We start from the raw sequence: 15,791 nt of genomic DNA on the forward strand, positions 1-15,791 counted from the left end.
TTATTATATTACATACTTTAACAAATCGTCAATAGTATGGACATAAGTAGAAGATTCTTGTAATTTTATTTTATATCAAAACTAAAGGAAACTAATACACCTGGAAAGAGATTTTTAACTTCCATCTTTCCCTTGTGAAGTTTGCAAATCTGTTTTGACACAAATAAGCCCATACCATGAGTCTGAACATCAGATAGATTTTCTTCTTCAAGCCTTTTTATTACCCTATCTTCAATAATACCTTCTTCATCTTTAATTGAGATCAGCAATTTTTTATCTATAAGATCATAAATTATATAAGTTTTTCCCTTTCCATATTTAATGCTATTGTTTAAAATATTTTCCAGCATTCTATAAAATAAATGGTCGTCCATTTTAATTTTTATTTCTTTATTTATCCTATTTTCAAAAATAAGATCCTTGCTTGGATTTTCATTTAAAGTATTTACAATTAACTTTCTTATAACTGAAATTGGATCCCTATATTCAAAATGCTTGTCACTTAGGTTTTCAAGGCTATTTGTAAGATTTAAGTCCTCAATAATTTTACTTATCTTTATAATTTGATCTTCCATTTTTTCAATTTCCACTGAGTTTTCCCTTGTTTTAAGACCTTCCAGTTTCCAGGAGAGTTTTGTTAAAGGAGTCCTTATGTCGTGACTGATTCCTCTGAGCCAACTAGATTGACTTTCCTTTAGCTTAATGTAATTGCTATTAGCCTCATTAATAGTCTCAGAAATTTCTTTTAATTCTCCCTCCTCTTGGAGCTTCTTATAATCATCATCAAAAACATTATTAATAGCCTCTTGAAGAGGATTTAATTTTTTAAAAATGCTTTTAACTTCATGTAGATAAAATATATAAACTAATAGGACAAACAAGAGAATACTAATAATAAAGATAAAAAAATTAATTTTTGCCAAATCATAATTATAATAATTAAAGGGTAGCTTATCTAGGGAATTTTTTGGATAAGCCAAAACTAAAATTCCATCCTTCACCACAAAAGTAAAGACAGGATAGTCATTTAAGTAATATCTTGTAAATCTGACAACATCACTTATGTCTAATTTATTTTTAACTTCTTTAGGTTTATTAAAATTCTCTTTAATATTTCCATTCTTATCAATTTTTATAGCCCAGATATCTTTTTCCCCTAAAAAGGTCTTATTTTCCTTGGTAAAATAAATATCATTATATTTATTTTCTTCTAAAAATTCATAAACCTTATTTGGATCTGTATATTTTTTTGAAAACTTAAAACTTGAATAAAAAACACCAATTAGGCATAAAATCATTAAAATTAATAAAATTAAGACAAATAAGGCGAATTTTTTTAGTTTTTTTAAAAAATAATTTAACATTCTTTATTCTCTCCAAGTAACTTATAACCCAAACCCTTTACTGTAATAAGTATTTTCGGATTTGCTGGGTCATCTTCAAGCTTATCCCTTAGTCTATAGATATGTGTAATAAGTGTGTTTTCGTAGCCAAAACTTTCATCCCAACACCTATCTATTATTTGGTCAATGGAAACAATTTTATTAATATTAATAGCAAGATAATCTAAAATTTTGAATTGTTTTGCCGTTAATTGTATTTCTTCCTTATTCTTTATTAAAATTGCCCTCTCCCTATCAAAGACAATCCCACCTAATAATGTAATTTTATTGTTTTTGTTTTGATAGGTCCTTCTTAAGACTGCCTCAATTCTCCGTAACAAGTCTTCAGGCAAAAAAGGTTTCACAATATAATCATCAACTTCTAAGTCAAAGCCAACTTTTTTGTCATCAATTCCACTTAATGCCGAAAGTATAATCACAGGCAAGCTAGATTTTTTTCTAAGTTTCTCTAATAAATCAAAACCACTGCCATCAGGAAGCATTATGTCTAGTATCATTAAATTTACTTTATTATTCTTAAGCTTAAAGCTTGCTTCTTTAATATTTTTTGCTGTCATAACATTGTCATAGCCCTTGTTTTTTAAAAATTTATACATACTAGTTATCAAATAATCTTCATCGTCAACTAATAGTAGCCTTGCATCTCTAAAATTATTCATTTCTTTCTCCTTTAGGCTTATTTTATCACATAAAAATTTGATATTTGTAATTGTGATGTAAAAGTAATCTACATAAAATCCTTATGTTATGGGTCTTATTTATAATGAATAAAAAAGAAGGGAGAATATCATGACGAATATTTTAAAAATCGAAAATCTTAGCAAATCCTATGATAAAAATTTAGTTTTAAAAAATATTAATTTAGAAATTGAAGAAGGAAGTATTTTTGGGCTTATAGGTCCCAATGGAGCTGGAAAATCCACTCTGATGAAATCAATTTTAGGTTTAGTTAAAAAAGATTCTGGCAGCATAAGTTTATATGGAAAGGAAATAAATGCAAAAAATCAAAAAGAAACAAATAAGAATTTGGGGTCTTTAATTGAAAACCCATCCTTTTACGACCATCTCACTGCCTATGATAATTTAGACCTTATCTGTGATATGAAAAATATAAAAAAAGATAAAATTAATGAGATCTTAAAGGACGTTGGATTATTTAAAAGTAAGGATAAAAAAGTTAAAGAATTTTCTCTTGGCATGAAGCAAAGGCTGGGTATAGCCATAGCTCTTATTGGTAATCCTAAATTTTTGATCTTAGATGAACCTATTAATGGACTTGATCCCTATGGCATTGAAGAAATGAGAGATTTATTCAAAAATATTGTAAAAAATTCGAATACAAGTATTTTAATCTCCTCACATATCTTAGATGAAATCGAAAAAATTTCAAGTCACATAGGAATTTTAAAAAATGGAGCTTTAACTTACAGCGGTTCCTTAAAAGAATATAGAAATCTCCATCCGCCAGTAATTATTTTAAAGACTTCAGATAACCTTAAGGCTTCAAAGCTACTTGAACTTCCTAAATCAAATATTCTTGATGATTATTTAGTACTGGGAAATAAAAGCCAGGAAGAAGTTGCAAAAATAATAAAAATCCTAGTAAATGCAGTTGATATTTATAGAGTAGAAAAAAGAAAGGAAAGTCTTGAAAAATTATTTATTCAAGAAACAAGTGCAAGGTGATCCTATGAAAAACTTAGAAATAAAAAAGAATAAGGGATTAAAATTAAATTTTACAATTTTAATTTTATTTTCCATACATTTATTTTCTATCCTTATAGCCTTCAAGACAGAAGACTTTCAAACTAATGAGTATCCTCTTGCAAGAATATTAGATTCCTATCTAGCAATCTCTTTGTTTTTTAATCCCATCGCCCTATCATCCCTTGTGAAAAAAGTAATAGAGATTGAAGAAAAGAATAATATGTGGCAAATGCAAATAAGTCTTGGCTTAAGGGTTCAAAAAATATTACTCAATAAAATTAAAATTTTGTCCCTAAAAATTTTTTTAATCCAAATTCTTGAATGGTTACTAATTATATTTTTATCAAGCAAAAGCAAAAAATTTAACTTAGATATAGACTTGATAAAAAGAATTATAACTTACTTTTTAACAACTTTATCCATTAATATTTCCATGCTCTTAATTTTTACAATAATTGAAATTAAAAGTAAAAAAATTTACTTCTCCCTCTTCTTTTCAATTGTCGGAGCAATGTCTGGAATAATTACTATGCTCACATCAAAAGTTTTATCGCAAATAAATCCCTTTGGACTATTTGCCACTATCTTAAATATAAATTATGTAAAAGATGGAGAGGTTTTTAGGCAGACTATGAATAATATAAATTATCTCACATTGTTTATAAGCTTAATTTATATAATCTACAGTCTAATCTACATCACAAGACTTAATAAATTTACACTGTCTAAGGAGATATAGGAGGCATAAATGTTAAAAATAGAATTTAAAAAATTAAAATTATTTTCACTCTTATCTACAGTATTAATAATTCCCTTGCTGGCAAATATTTTTGGGACAATAAACTATTTACTAAATCAAGAGATCTTAAAAAACAAATGGCAAAGTCTTTGGACTCAGACATCACTATTTTACTTTATGTTTTTCATAATACCACTTATAGCTATTATCGTCTCAAGCTTATGGTCCGTAGAGCACAAGGCAGGTTTAAAATTAATAAGGACCAGTCCCCTAAAAAATATTAATTTTATTATGGCAAAATCTTTTATTGCCTTTATAATAATAAGCTTGACTCAAATTTATTTTTTATTACTATTTGTATTAAGTGGCAAATTTATATGTGGTTTTAATATTGAAAGGTTAGGATTATACATCTACTACATCGGAATAAGTATCCTATCCTCCATCCCACTTATTGCCATAATGAATTTTTTAAGTTTAAAATTAAAATCCCTGGGCTTAATAGTTCTTATGTCAGTTTTAATTTCAATCCTTGGCTTTGGTCTTGTAGCTCAAAATATATTGCCACTATTTCAAAATATTGTAGCTTCAAGTAAACTTGCTCTTACTACAAATCATTTTGAACTAATAAATAAAATTGACGGGATAAAAATGCTTGCCTTCTCATTAGCTGAAACCTTTATTTTTACTTTTTTATCAAATAGATTTTTAAAATTTGAATGATTATAAAAAATTTTTTATTAAAAATTGCTTGACAAAAGATTTAACTATATTTATAATCTCATTCATAGACTTTGAAGAGGAGAGTACATTGTAAAACTTTTCACAGAGAGATTTCATTTGGTGAAAGAAATCAAAAGGATTACCTTGGAACATGGCCTTGGAGTTATCGCACCGAGACAAGTGTTTAGGCTGCGACAGGTACGCCTGTTATAGCGTTCGGAGTATGTTGGTACTCTATGAGGTTATTTTAGCGATAAAATAATAAAAAAAGGTGGTAACACGAAGCACAGCTTTCGTCCTTTAGGGACGGGAGCTTTTTTTATTTTATAAAAGCTTTATCTTATCAGAATTTATTTTTAATCCTTTGAGCTGCCGACAAATTAATTTATAATTTATGGAGGACAAAATGACAAAGAAAAATTTAGGAACATTATGTGTACAAGCTGGTTACGAACCAAAAAATGGTGAACCAAGAGTATTGCCAATTATTCAATCAACAACTTTTAAATACGATTCATCTGAACAAATGGGTAATCTTTTTGACTTAAAAGAAGCTGGTTACTTTTACACAAGACTATCAAATCCGACAAATGATGCCGTTGCAAATAAAATTGTAGCCCTTGAAGGTGGCGTTGCAGGAATTTTAACATCATCTGGTCAAGCTGCAAACTTTTATGCACTTTTAAATATTTTAAAAGCAGGCGATCATGTAATTTCATCATCAGCAATTTATGGAGGCACTTATAACTTAATTGCTCACACAATGAAAGCCCTTGGCATCGAATCAACTTTTGTGGATCCAGCAATTTCACTTGAAGATTTAAATAAAGAATTTAAAGAAAATACAAAGGTAGTCTTTGGCGAAACTCTTTCCAATCCATCACTTCAAATTTTGGACATTGAAACTTTTGCTAAAGCTGCTCATGACCATGGCGTACCACTTATAGTTGACAACACCTTCCCTACTCCAATTTTCTTAAGACCAATTGAATGGGGAGCTGACATTGTAACTCACTCCACTACAAAGTATATGAATGGCTTTGCCAATTCTGTTGGCGGAGCTGTAATTGACTCTGGAAACTTTGACTGGTCAAAACACAAGGACAAATTCCCAGGACTTACCGAACCAGATGAAACATATCACGGAGTAGTTTACACAGAAAGCTTTGGCAAAGGCGCTTACATTACAAAAATGACTACAACTCTAATGAGAGACCTTGGCAGCATTCCATCTCCACAAAATTCCTTTTATTTGGGACTTGGACTTGAAACCTTACATCTAAGAATGCCAAGACATTACGAAAATGCCCTTGCAGTTGCAAAATTCTTAGAAAATAACCATAAAATTTCTTGGGTAAGCTTTTCTGCCCTAGAAAAGGATTCACAACATGAACTTGCAAAAAAATATTTGCCAGAAGGTTCCTGTGGAGTAATTTCCTTTGGAGTAAAGGGCGGAAGAGATGCCGCTACAAAATTTATGGACTCACTAAAACTTGCAGCAGTTGTAACTCACGTTGCTGACTCTCGAACTTGCGTCCTACATCCTGCATCCACAACTCACAGACAAATGAAGGGAGAAGAACTTAAACAAGCTGGCATTAGCTCTGACTTAATAAGAATGAGCGTAGGCATCGAAGATACAGAAGATATCATTGAAGATATCAAAGGAGCACTAGAAGCTATTTAATTATTTTATCATCACCATTTTATATACTAAAAAAGAACTTGGTTTTATTGCCAAGTTCTTTTCACTTTAATTTTCTTTTTATCAAAATTTATTTTTTTAAATTAATTGTAACAGCCTTATTGGCATCATCCCATTCAATATCTTGGTCAATGCCGTCCTTAGTATTTCCATTTGTCAGTCCAAAAACATTTGCTACATTGGAAAGAGAAACTAAAATTCTTCCATTAATATTTAGTGGTTTTGAATCCATTTTTATAACTTTTCCATTAGACAAGACAATTTCATTTCCATCAATTTGAATTTTTGCAACTAATCCATTATTTATAAAAGTTGCAACTCTAGTTTGTGAATTCCATTCTACTTTTGCGCCAATCATTTCAGCAAGAGACCTAAGTGGCAGCATAAGTCTGTCATTTTTTATTACAGGCTTAACATCCATTTTTTTCTTTTGAGACACTCCATCTTTAACAATTTCGTATTCTCCACTTAAAACATTTATGATGTGTCTTATGCCCTTATTTTCATAAATTTTGCTTTTAGCTAAATAAGTTTTAACTTCAATAGAATTTTTATTGTAATCCCTATTTTTAAGCTTTGGAAAAATATTTCCTGTCCTAGGTCTTTTATTAGGACTTGATTTTTGTTCTGGCTTTGGATTTGGTTTGTTATTTTCCTTTTTAGCAACAGTTAACTCTACTTGCTCAGACTCTTTTTTACCCTTTTCAACTTGAGTAATTATAAATTTCTCGTCCTTATTTAGTTCCCTATCTAATTTAGCTTCCCATTTTCCAGTGTCAGAAACTTTAACATCAACAGTTTTATTATCTTGTTTTATTTTTATAATTGAACCAGCAATACCTTGACCCTTAATAGCTTTGTCGCCTTCAGTTGCTTTTTCACCTGTAGGTTTAGCAGATGTTACTTGTTTTCTCGTCCATGTTCCAGTAATGGTTTCGTCTTTTTCTGAATTATTAATTCTTGTTGGATTCCAACTAGAAAAAGTCCATTCATAAACCTTTGTAATTTCTCCAGAATTATCTTTTAGAGTCTCAACGAATTTTTTTGGTTTAGTTGGTGCATCAAATGCATCTCCCTTTTTAACCTTAACCTCTTTTGGAAGTTTATCCATTAAATCTTTTGGTAATGACTTTATATCACTATTGCCATTGTCAGTATCATAAGCTTTAAATTCAAATTTTACTTTATAAGACTTAATTGCCCTTGCTGTAAAGGACTTATTGTTTTCATTAACAATATAGTTTTCTGGTTCCCATTTAAGATCGGAATAAGAATCATCAACAGGTTTTGCTGAAATATTATCAAAAATATTCTTATTAGTTGGCAGTAGGAAGTTATGAACATTTGTACCTGGTTTTATCATATATGTTTTATATGGGACTGGATGTTCAGCATTTCCAACTTTTTCATCTTGACCATCTCCAGCTTTAGTTCCTTCTCCTAGTAAGAAAGTAGTTTCTACTGCATCCTTTGGTGTATTTGTGAAACTAGAAGCAGTTACATGTGGAAAAACAAAAAGTTTTTGACCATTAACAGTTATTGAAGAATTATCTATAAAAGTTACTACAATATTTCCTACACTTCCTTTTGTAGATGTCGCAACTGAGTCTCTATTGTCTCCTTTAAAGTTAGCTTCCTCAAAGGCTCTTCTAAGCTCAGGATCATTTACAGAAGTGTCTAACTCAACTCCATCTTTCCAGTTAATTGGGTCCCCTTGCCAAAGAGAAATATCAACTGGGATTAAATTGTTTTTCCCAATTCTATCTGCAATACTAGGACTTGGATTAGGAGTTCCTGTTACAATTTTCGTAATATTTGCTCTTAAAGTTATATCTCCTTTTACTTCACTTTGCATATTAGTTGAGTTTGGTTCAATAATCCAAGGATTTTTTTCATCTAACTTATATTTAGAAGTGTCAGTTACAAGAGGGCTGACACTAGAAACATCAGATAATTGAACGCCAACTCTTGGATCGACAAAATATTTCAATTCAAATTCAGGGATAACATTTCCGCCAATTTGAAATTTCCCCATAGACGCGTCAACTTTATAAGTAACAGTCACATAGCCCTCTGGTTTAACACCGCCAACATTATTACTATTAATAACAACTGGCATTTGCCTATTGCTATCAGCAGATTGTTGTCTATTATTTTCGCCTGCTAATCTAAAATTTGGATCTCTATCAATTATTCTTCCACTAAATTTTTTTACATTAAAATCTTCAATTTTATTAGACTCTAATCCTTCTGTATTATTTGGCAAAGCAAAGGAATTGACAGGAATTGAAAGTCCAAATAATAAAGTCGCCATAGTAGTCGCTACAACTTTTTTCATATTTTCCTCCATATTTTAAGTTAGTATCTTACAAAATTTTTAATGAGAAAATCTCATAATAAATATTAAATGAAATAAAAAATTAAAATAAATTGCCTACTACTTTATCTCAAGTTACTAAAACAAATAATATTTAAAAATATTTAACTATGTGTAAAGATACCACAGCAATATTACCACAAGCTTACTTTAAGGTAAATAAAAAATATTTTTCATAAACAAAAAATAAACATTTCTTTGACTTTGTAAAAAAATTTCTATATTCCTCAATAAAAAAGAGAAAGCCTAAGCCTTCTCTAAATAAAAAATATTAATTTTATTCTTCATTAAATAATAAGTCAATCATCTTTTCTGGGTCATCTAAAAAAGTTTTTGTGATGCTATAGGATTCTGTCTCTTTATAGGTCTTCTCCTCTATGCCACTTTCAGAAAATTCAAATATTTTCGCATTAGGATAAGCTAAGAGAATTGGCGAGTGTGTTGCTATAAAAAATTGTGAATCATCTTTTTCTAGTTCATGGATAATGCACAAGATAGACATTATTGATGTTGGCGAAAGGGCTGCTTCTGGTTCGTCTAGTAGATAAATGCCCTTGCCCCTAAATCTATTTAAGATAAGGGAGCGAAAGCTCTCGCCATGGGATTGAAAGTGAAGGGACTTGCCTCCATAGGAATCATAAAAATCATAAAAATCAGAGGATCCACCTCCTGCTAAGTTGTCAACTTCTGATGCAAGATTGTAAAAGGATTCTGCTCTCAAAAAAAATCCATCCCTCTCCTTGCCTGGTCCTCTTCCTATTTCTAAAATATCACCAAGAATAGAGTGAGTTTCCTTTGTTGCAAAATTAAAATTTTTTGAACCGCCTTCTGCGTTAAAGCCAAGTCTTACTGCCAGGGCTTCAAGAAGTGTGGACTTGCCTGTTCCATTTTCTCCTACAAAAAATGTTACAGGACTATCTATGTCCATACCCTTAAAATTTCTTAAAAAGGGAATTTCTCTAAGATAAGAATCCCCTGGCAGGTCCTCTCTATTTACTCCATAAATTTTCTTTACATATTCCATAAGATCCTCCTCAATCTTTTAATTAATTATATCATTCTTTAAAATTTATTTTATGTGAACTTTTGCAATCTTTGCTATAATAAAAATAGCTAATAACTTTCATAATAAAGGGGGTTCTCATGGACAAAATTTTAATTGGAAAGGGAAAATCAGAAAATTGTATTCTTTTAAATAAAGTAAATCGACATGGACTAATAAGCGGTGCCACAGGAACTGGAAAAACTGTCACCCTAAAGGTCCTAACTGAAGGTCTATCTGATGCAGGAGTGCCAACAATTCTTGCCGATGTCAAGGGCGACCTTGCAAATATTTCCATGTCTGGCGAGATGAATGACAAGTTACAAGATAGACTTAATGAGTTAGGCATCTCTAATTTTGAATTTAAAAATTATCCTGTATCTATGTGGGATATTTATGGTGAAAAGGGGATTCCCCTAAGAGTTACAGTTTCTGAAATGGGACCTCTTATGCTCTCAAAAATATTAGACTTAAACGACACACAAATGGGAGTTTTAAATATAATTTTTAAAGTTGCCGACAGCGAAGGCCTTTTATTAATTGATTTAAAGGACTTAAAACAAGTAATAAATTATGTAAACGACAATCGAGATGAAGTCAGCAAAAATTATGGCAATGTGGCAAGTCAAAGTCTCTCTGCCATTTCAAGAAAATTATTATTCATTGAAGATGCTGGTGGAGATTTGTTTTTTGGCGAACCTGCCATTGACATCAATGATTTAGTGAGGACTGATGCATCTGGCAAGGGTCTTGTAAATATTTTAAATGCCAATAAGTTAATTTCAAATCCACTTTTATATTCAATGCTTTTACTTTATCTCCTATCAGAAATTTATGAAAACTTCCCAGAAGTTGGGGACTTAGATAAACCTAAGCTTGTGTTTTTCTTTGACGAAGCCCACCTGCTTTTTAACAATACTCCAAGTGTTTTAAAGGATAAAATAATTCAAGTCGTTAGACTTGTGAGAAGTAAGGGCGTTGGAGTCTTCTTCATTACGCAAAATCCACTTGATGTACCGGAAGAAGTTTCTTCACAGCTTTCCAACAGAATTGTCCATCAACTTAGAGCCTACTCTCCAAAGGAATTAAAGGCAATTAACGCTGTTGCAGATAGCTTTAGGCAAGACGACTCAATGAATTTAAAGGAAGAGATTATAAATCTTAGGACTGGCGAAGCTATAGTTTCCTTTGCCGATGAAAGTGGCGCACCAAGCCTTGCAGATAAAGCTCTCATTCTTCCCCCACACTCATCCTTTGTTACTTTAAAGGATGCTGAATATAGAAACTTAGTAGAATCTTCAAATCTTTATTTAAAGTATAAAGATATGGTCGACAGAGAATCTGCCTACGAAGTTTTACTTAAGAGAATTGAAATAGAAAAAATTCAAGAAGAAAGAGAAAAGCTAGAAGAAGAAAGGCTTAAAGAAATTGAAAGACGCGAGAGGGAATTGGAAAAAGAAAGAAAATCTTCTCGCAAGCAAAAATCTTACATTGACAAGGGTATAGACTCCATGCTAGGAACAATTACACGAAGTATAGGCAGAGAAATCGCAAGAGGTCTGCTTGGCTCAATGAAAAAAAGAAGATAATTTATTTTAAATCACAAAAAAGACTGGCGGATTCTTTTATCTACCAGTCTTTTTTGTCCCTTTCTTCTAAATTTTTTCACATATTTTTTATTTGTCATTGACCCTTAGTTCCAAGACATCTGGTCTGGCATAATGTCCTACTGCATCGTGCTCCATCTTGCAGGCTGCCACTAAAGTCATGTCAAGGTCTGCGTAAATTATTGCTTCCTTATCCCAAACAGGCTCAGTCAAATAATGTCCGTATGGGTCAATAATGCAGCTGCCACCTCTGCACACAAGGCTCGGCAAATCCTTTAGGGCTTCTATTTCATTTAAATCCCTTGGATAAGAGGAAGACCTGACAATCATGTCGGCATTGATGAAAAAGCACTTGCCCTCTATTGCTATGTGCTGAATTGTTGCCTGCCACTCTGGATTGTCATTGGTGTTAGGCGAAATATAAATTGTAATTCCCTTTTCATAGAGAGCAACACGAGCAAGGGGCATGTAACTCTCCCAGCAGATGAGGCTGCCAATAGGACCAAAGGCTGTCTCTGTAATTGGAAAATAATTTTTGTTGGCATCTCCCCAAACAAGTCGTTCACTTCCAGTTGGTTTTAATTTTCTATGTATTTTAAAAGTTCCCTTGGGTTCAAAAATAACATTGCTGTTATAAAGTGTGCCGCTAACTGGATCTCTTTCTGAAAATCCTAAACTTATGTAGGCTCCAGATTTTTTAGAGACCTCTATTAGTTCTTGAAATTCTTCATCACCTGGAACTAGGGATGCATTATAATAGCGCAACCAGTCTTTTCGTCCACCTTCACTTCTCTTCCCCATGCTAAAACCAAAATTCATGCCAATGGGATAGCCTGGAATAAAAAGTTCAGGAAAGACAATTAAGTCTGGATCTTTTTTACTTGCTTCTTCAATATATTTTAGAGCCTTCTCCAAAGATGCCTTTTTATCAAACATCACTGGCTCAGCTTGCACCAAGGCGACCCTACAAATTTTTTTAATATCTTTCATAACCCTCTCCAATTTTTAATTTACTTATAATTTTAAAGCTTTTTTTCAAATAAAATTAGATTTACACCCTCAAGTCCATTAAAAATGCAAGAGAGACAATCAATTTCATCAAAAGCTAGACTTTTGTATAAGGAGCGTGCAGGTTTATTTCTTTCATTTGTATCCATACGCAAATACTTACAACCATTTTCTCTAGCGTAGTCTTCATAAAAATCTACAAATCTCTTTCCGTAACCCCTGCCACTTTTATCAGGATCAATTACAAGAGTGTGAAGGACCATGACCTCTGAATCTTTGGCAGCAAATTTCCATTTTCCCCTTTCATAGACATCTAGCTGATCTTTATTTATCACGCCACTTCCAACAATAGATCCTTCATCTTCTATAACAAACATATCTTCTCTTTTAAGAGCTGCCTCAGCTGTTTCTCGCCTTGGATAAATTCCTCGCTCCCAGCCAGTAGTAACTTCGCCTTCTTCTTCTTTTAATAATATTTTATTGTATATGCTTTCAATTGCGTCTAGGTCCCTTGCCTCTGCTTTTCTTATTATCATATCAATATCCTAATTTAAAATTTATTTGTCACTTTATTTAATTACATTGTTTGTGTACTTAATCTTATTATATATTAAATTACAGAAAAAAAGCTCCTAAGATTTTCTAATCCTAAAAGCTTTTTGTTGTCATAATGAAAATTCTGCCCCTAAAGTATAAAAAAGGGACGATAGACCCGCCCCAATTTTCCTCTATAATTAATCTCTTAAATTATATTAAATTCTTTTAACATTTCTTCTATATCTGTACCTTTAATAAGTTTTGCAAGTTTAATTTTTTGTAATGGGCTAAGTGGAAGTTCCGGTTTTTTGCCATCTGATAGTGCTACCATTCCATTTAGAAGATATCTTATGTCATATCTTGAAGCATAAACTTCTGGCACAGCTTTTTCAACGCCGCAAAGCACATAAACTGCTTCCATAGCTGTTCTTCCAGAATATTCTGTTGTAAATACTGTATCTCTTCCTGGATCGTCAAGAGTTTCTGCAAATTGTCCTAAGAAGGCAAAGTTTACTCCTTCCTTTGGCACAACTAGAGGTCTATCTCCAAATTTTCTAGGCATAAATTGAGCTGTAATGTAAGGCATCATAACTGGTACAGCTGTACAAGTTTCTGCAAGTGCATCAATTTCATTTACAGGAACTCCAATATGATATAACCATTCTTTTGTAATTTCTTTTCCTGTACAATCTCTCATTTTCTTTTTGATGTAGTCGCCTTCAACATCTGTAAATAAACCATAAACCCAAACACAAATGTCGTTTTCAGGTTGTTCTGGGTATTGTCCTTGTCTATTTATTGTCCAAGACATAAGCCAGCTTGAATCTACACAAGTTACTATACCACCTGTTACAGTCTTTCCACCGTAAGGACTCCTCTTTGTAATTTTTTCAATATATTTTGGAACAGAGTCATCATGGCAAGTAACTGTACATGATTCCCAATTACTCTTTTCTACATCAGAGCAAAATACTTCAGGATTACCAAAGTCATCTGATTTTTTAGCAATGTTTTTCCACATTTCCCAGCAACCAGTTTGTTCATCTGAAAGTTCTGCTGGAGTATTGTCATCACCATAACTAGAATTTTCTGTCATAGAACCATTTGTGATGAATAATAAATCATTTTCTGTTAAGTCAATAGACTTATCATTTCCGTCTTTATCCTCAGCTATTATTTTTGTAGCAACCTTTCTGTTTTCAGAAATATCAAAATCTACATCTGTTACTTTAATATTGTATTGGAATTTACATCCATGGTTTTCAAGATACTTAACCATAGGCTTTACAATTGAATTGTATTGGTCATATCTTGTAAATTTAAGGGCAGATAAATTTGTAAGTCCGCCAACATGATGAATAAAACGGTTTAAATATAACTTCATTTCTAGTGCAGAGTGCCAATTTTCAAAGGCAAACATAGTTCTCCACAAAGTCCAGAAATCTGAATTTAAAAGACCATCTGAGAAAATATCTTCAATTGCCTTATCATCAAGATTTTCATCACTTGTCATACAAAGTTCTGCAATTTCTTTAACTTGATCTTGAGTTAAATTAAATTTGCCATCATCATATCTTTCACCTTGCTTGTGAGTAATACGACAGTTGCTGAAGTTTGGATCGTCGTAGTTAGTATAGAAATAATCGTCTAAAACACTCATTTCTGGATCTTCTAAGCTTGGGATAGAACTCCAAATATCCCATAGACATTCGAAGTGAGCCCCAGTTTCTCTACCACCACGAGCAACATATCCTCTAGTATCCATGTATTCACCGTCAAGTGAACCACCAGGAATATCTAATTGTTCTAAGAAAGTAATCTTTTTACCTTCCATGTGAGCATCTCTAATTAAAAAGCAAGCTGCAGTAAGTGCTGCAATTCCTGTTCCAACTAGATATGCAGATTTTTCTTCAATACCTTCTGGTTTTCTAGCCTTAACTAATCTTTGAAAATCTCCATTAGTTAATTTAAGTCTTTTATCATGAGTTTTAAGTTCCATAATATCCTCCTTTAATAGTTCTTTATCTTTCCTTCTGTATTCATTAAAACATTTATAAAATAAAGAATCATCTACCAAAAGAGCCTACTTGGGTAACTTTTACTCAATATCAAAATTTTGGGTGAATTTTTCTAGTTTTTCACTTCTCTTTAAAGAAAGTAAAATATTTCCATCCATTAACTCTCCAATCCTACGAGTAACAGCTTTTGGATCTGTTTTCATATCAGTGGCAACCCATTGAATAAGGGAAGAACTAAGGGCACATTGATAAAAATAAGCAATTAATTTTATATCAACTTCTTGCGCCTTAGTATCCTTGGCTACTCGAATGACATATTTTTTCATAATTTCTCCTGAAATAGAAAAAATATATTTCTCAAGATCCATTCTATATTCAGACTCATAAATGTGCTTTACAACTTTTTTATTATCTAAAATAAATTTAGCCGCTAAAATAAAACTTTCTTCCCATGATAAGGTCTCATTAAATTCTTCAATTACTCTTTCAAGTTCTTCATCAAAGATCTCCTTTACCAATTCTGTCAAATTTTCATAGTGATAGTAAAAAGTTTTTCTCTCAATATTGCATGCCTTAGCCAATTCTGTAACAGTAATATTATGTAATTTCTTTTTATTTAAAAGCTTAATAAATTCTTTTCTTATCAAATCTTTAGTATAATTTTTCGCCATATAAGACCCCTTCCTAAAATAATGTTCTTTATTATATACTTGCCCAATTTATGAAATATTAAAATTGAGAAAGAGATAAAAAAATAATATTTAATTTGATATTAAAAAAATAATTTTCAATAAAATACTAATAAAAGTCAGACTTGTTGTCTTTTACATTAAAGTATACTATAATCTCTCTCATAAACGTAGGCTTATGAGAAAGAAGAAAGAATAAACTCAAATTTTTCTTATAGGCTTTTCCACTCTTTCTT

The 15,791-nt window shown here is 31.6% G+C and carries 13 protein-coding genes and 1 other annotated feature; of the genes, 5 read left to right on the top strand and 8 right to left on the bottom strand.

The genetic code is table 11. The features are described from left to right. Positions 1 to 65: 65 nt before the first annotated feature. Positions 66 to 1,364 carry a sensor histidine kinase gene (locus WMO19_RS01350; protein WP_349169897.1) on the bottom strand — a complete coding sequence of 433 codons (1,299 nt, stop codon included), beginning with the start codon at positions 1,362 to 1,364 and terminating at the stop codon, positions 66 to 68. Beyond that, positions 1,358 to 2,062, bottom strand: coding sequence for a response regulator transcription factor (locus tag WMO19_RS01355; RefSeq protein WP_349169898.1), 705 nt, complete (start codon positions 2,060 to 2,062; stop codon positions 1,358 to 1,360). Before WMO19_RS01355 ends, WMO19_RS01350 begins: the two co-directional genes overlap by 7 nt. A gap of 130 nt (positions 2,063 to 2,192) precedes the next feature. Between WMO19_RS01355 and WMO19_RS01360 the strand changes: the two genes are divergently transcribed. The 4 genes from WMO19_RS01360 (at position 2,193) to WMO19_RS01375 (ending at position 6,259) form a co-directional block, all read left to right on the top strand. Next, positions 2,193 to 3,089 carry an ABC transporter ATP-binding protein gene (locus tag WMO19_RS01360; RefSeq protein WP_349169899.1) on the top strand — a complete coding sequence of 299 codons (897 nt, stop codon included), beginning with the start codon at positions 2,193 to 2,195 and terminating at the stop codon, positions 3,087 to 3,089. A 4-nt stretch (positions 3,090 to 3,093) separates the two neighbouring features. After that, positions 3,094 to 3,849 (top strand): hypothetical protein, encoded by a 756-nt coding sequence (locus tag WMO19_RS01365; protein ID WP_349169900.1) that lies wholly within the window; start codon positions 3,094 to 3,096, stop codon positions 3,847 to 3,849. 9 nt (positions 3,850 to 3,858) lie between these two features. Further along, positions 3,859 to 4,572, top strand: coding sequence for an ABC transporter permease (locus WMO19_RS01370; RefSeq protein WP_349169901.1), 714 nt, complete (start codon positions 3,859 to 3,861; stop codon positions 4,570 to 4,572). Between the two features lie 62 nt (positions 4,573 to 4,634). Continuing rightward, positions 4,635 to 4,876: a binding site (T-box leader), on the top strand. A gap of 102 nt (positions 4,877 to 4,978) precedes the next feature. Beyond that, positions 4,979 to 6,259 carry an O-acetylhomoserine aminocarboxypropyltransferase/cysteine synthase family protein gene (locus WMO19_RS01375; protein WP_349169902.1) on the top strand — a complete coding sequence of 427 codons (1,281 nt, stop codon included), beginning with the start codon at positions 4,979 to 4,981 and terminating at the stop codon, positions 6,257 to 6,259. An 88-nt stretch (positions 6,260 to 6,347) separates the two neighbouring features. On the opposite strand, the gene WMO19_RS01380 is transcribed toward WMO19_RS01375, so the two are convergent. Together WMO19_RS01380 and WMO19_RS01385 are read right to left on the bottom strand one after the other, a co-directional pair. Beyond that, entirely contained in the window at positions 6,348 to 8,615 is a 2,268-nt protein-coding gene (locus WMO19_RS01380; protein ID WP_349169903.1) for a stalk domain-containing protein, read from the bottom strand. A gap of 316 nt (positions 8,616 to 8,931) precedes the next feature. Next, positions 8,932 to 9,678, bottom strand: coding sequence for an AAA family ATPase (locus WMO19_RS01385; RefSeq protein WP_349169904.1), 747 nt, complete (start codon positions 9,676 to 9,678; stop codon positions 8,932 to 8,934). Between the two features lie 119 nt (positions 9,679 to 9,797). Between WMO19_RS01385 and WMO19_RS01390 the strand changes: the two genes are divergently transcribed. Continuing rightward, positions 9,798 to 11,285, top strand: a complete 1,488-nt coding sequence (locus tag WMO19_RS01390; protein ID WP_349169905.1) for a helicase HerA-like domain-containing protein — start codon at positions 9,798 to 9,800, stop codon at positions 11,283 to 11,285. A gap of 87 nt (positions 11,286 to 11,372) precedes the next feature. Here WMO19_RS01390 and WMO19_RS01395 read toward each other — a convergent pair whose 3' ends face one another. The 4 genes from WMO19_RS01395 to WMO19_RS01410 all read right to left on the bottom strand — a co-directional run bounded on the left by WMO19_RS01395 (position 11,373) and on the right by WMO19_RS01410 (position 15,537). Then, positions 11,373 to 12,293, bottom strand: a complete 921-nt coding sequence (locus WMO19_RS01395) for a carbon-nitrogen hydrolase family protein (RefSeq protein ID WP_349169906.1) — start codon at positions 12,291 to 12,293, stop codon at positions 11,373 to 11,375. Between the two features lie 32 nt (positions 12,294 to 12,325). Continuing rightward, positions 12,326 to 12,847 (bottom strand): GNAT family N-acetyltransferase, encoded by a 522-nt coding sequence (locus WMO19_RS01400; protein WP_349169907.1) that lies wholly within the window; start codon positions 12,845 to 12,847, stop codon positions 12,326 to 12,328. Positions 12,848 to 13,053: 206 nt separating this feature from the next. Beyond that, positions 13,054 to 14,847, bottom strand: a complete 1,794-nt coding sequence (locus tag WMO19_RS01405; RefSeq protein ID WP_349169908.1) for an oleate hydratase — start codon at positions 14,845 to 14,847, stop codon at positions 13,054 to 13,056. Between the two features lie 99 nt (positions 14,848 to 14,946). After that, the gene (locus tag WMO19_RS01410; protein WP_349169909.1) at positions 14,947 to 15,537 is read right to left on the bottom strand and encodes a TetR/AcrR family transcriptional regulator; all 591 of its coding nucleotides are present in this window, start codon (positions 15,535 to 15,537) and stop codon (positions 14,947 to 14,949) included. Positions 15,538 to 15,791: the final 254 nt, after the last annotated feature.

Origin of the sequence: Peptoniphilus hominis (ex Hitch et al. 2025), from assembly GCF_040096015.1 — a bacterium.
GTDB lineage: Bacteria > Bacillota > Clostridia > Tissierellales > Peptoniphilaceae > Peptoniphilus_A > Peptoniphilus_A hominis.

Coding starts and splice junctions, on each gene's coding strand:
- WMO19_RS01400 (WP_349169907.1), bottom strand. CDS start 12,847: ATGATAATAAGAAAAGCAGAGGCAAGGGACCTAGACGCAATTGAAAGC.
- WMO19_RS01360 (WP_349169899.1), top strand. CDS start 2,193: ATGACGAATATTTTAAAAATCGAAAATCTTAGCAAATCCTATGATAAA.
- WMO19_RS01375 (WP_349169902.1), top strand. CDS start 4,979: ATGACAAAGAAAAATTTAGGAACATTATGTGTACAAGCTGGTTACGAA.
- WMO19_RS01355 (WP_349169898.1), bottom strand. CDS start 2,062: ATGAATAATTTTAGAGATGCAAGGCTACTATTAGTTGACGATGAAGAT.
- WMO19_RS01350 (WP_349169897.1), bottom strand. CDS start 1,364: ATGTTAAATTATTTTTTAAAAAAACTAAAAAAATTCGCCTTATTTGTC.
- WMO19_RS01410 (WP_349169909.1), bottom strand. CDS start 15,537: ATGGCGAAAAATTATACTAAAGATTTGATAAGAAAAGAATTTATTAAG.
- WMO19_RS01385 (WP_349169904.1), bottom strand. CDS start 9,678: ATGGAATATGTAAAGAAAATTTATGGAGTAAATAGAGAGGACCTGCCA.
- WMO19_RS01390 (WP_349169905.1), top strand. CDS start 9,798: ATGGACAAAATTTTAATTGGAAAGGGAAAATCAGAAAATTGTATTCTT.
- WMO19_RS01370 (WP_349169901.1), top strand. CDS start 3,859: ATGTTAAAAATAGAATTTAAAAAATTAAAATTATTTTCACTCTTATCT.
- WMO19_RS01365 (WP_349169900.1), top strand. CDS start 3,094: ATGAAAAACTTAGAAATAAAAAAGAATAAGGGATTAAAATTAAATTTT.
- WMO19_RS01395 (WP_349169906.1), bottom strand. CDS start 12,293: ATGAAAGATATTAAAAAAATTTGTAGGGTCGCCTTGGTGCAAGCTGAG.
- WMO19_RS01405 (WP_349169908.1), bottom strand. CDS start 14,847: ATGGAACTTAAAACTCATGATAAAAGACTTAAATTAACTAATGGAGAT.
- WMO19_RS01380 (WP_349169903.1), bottom strand. CDS start 8,615: ATGAAAAAAGTTGTAGCGACTACTATGGCGACTTTATTATTTGGACTT.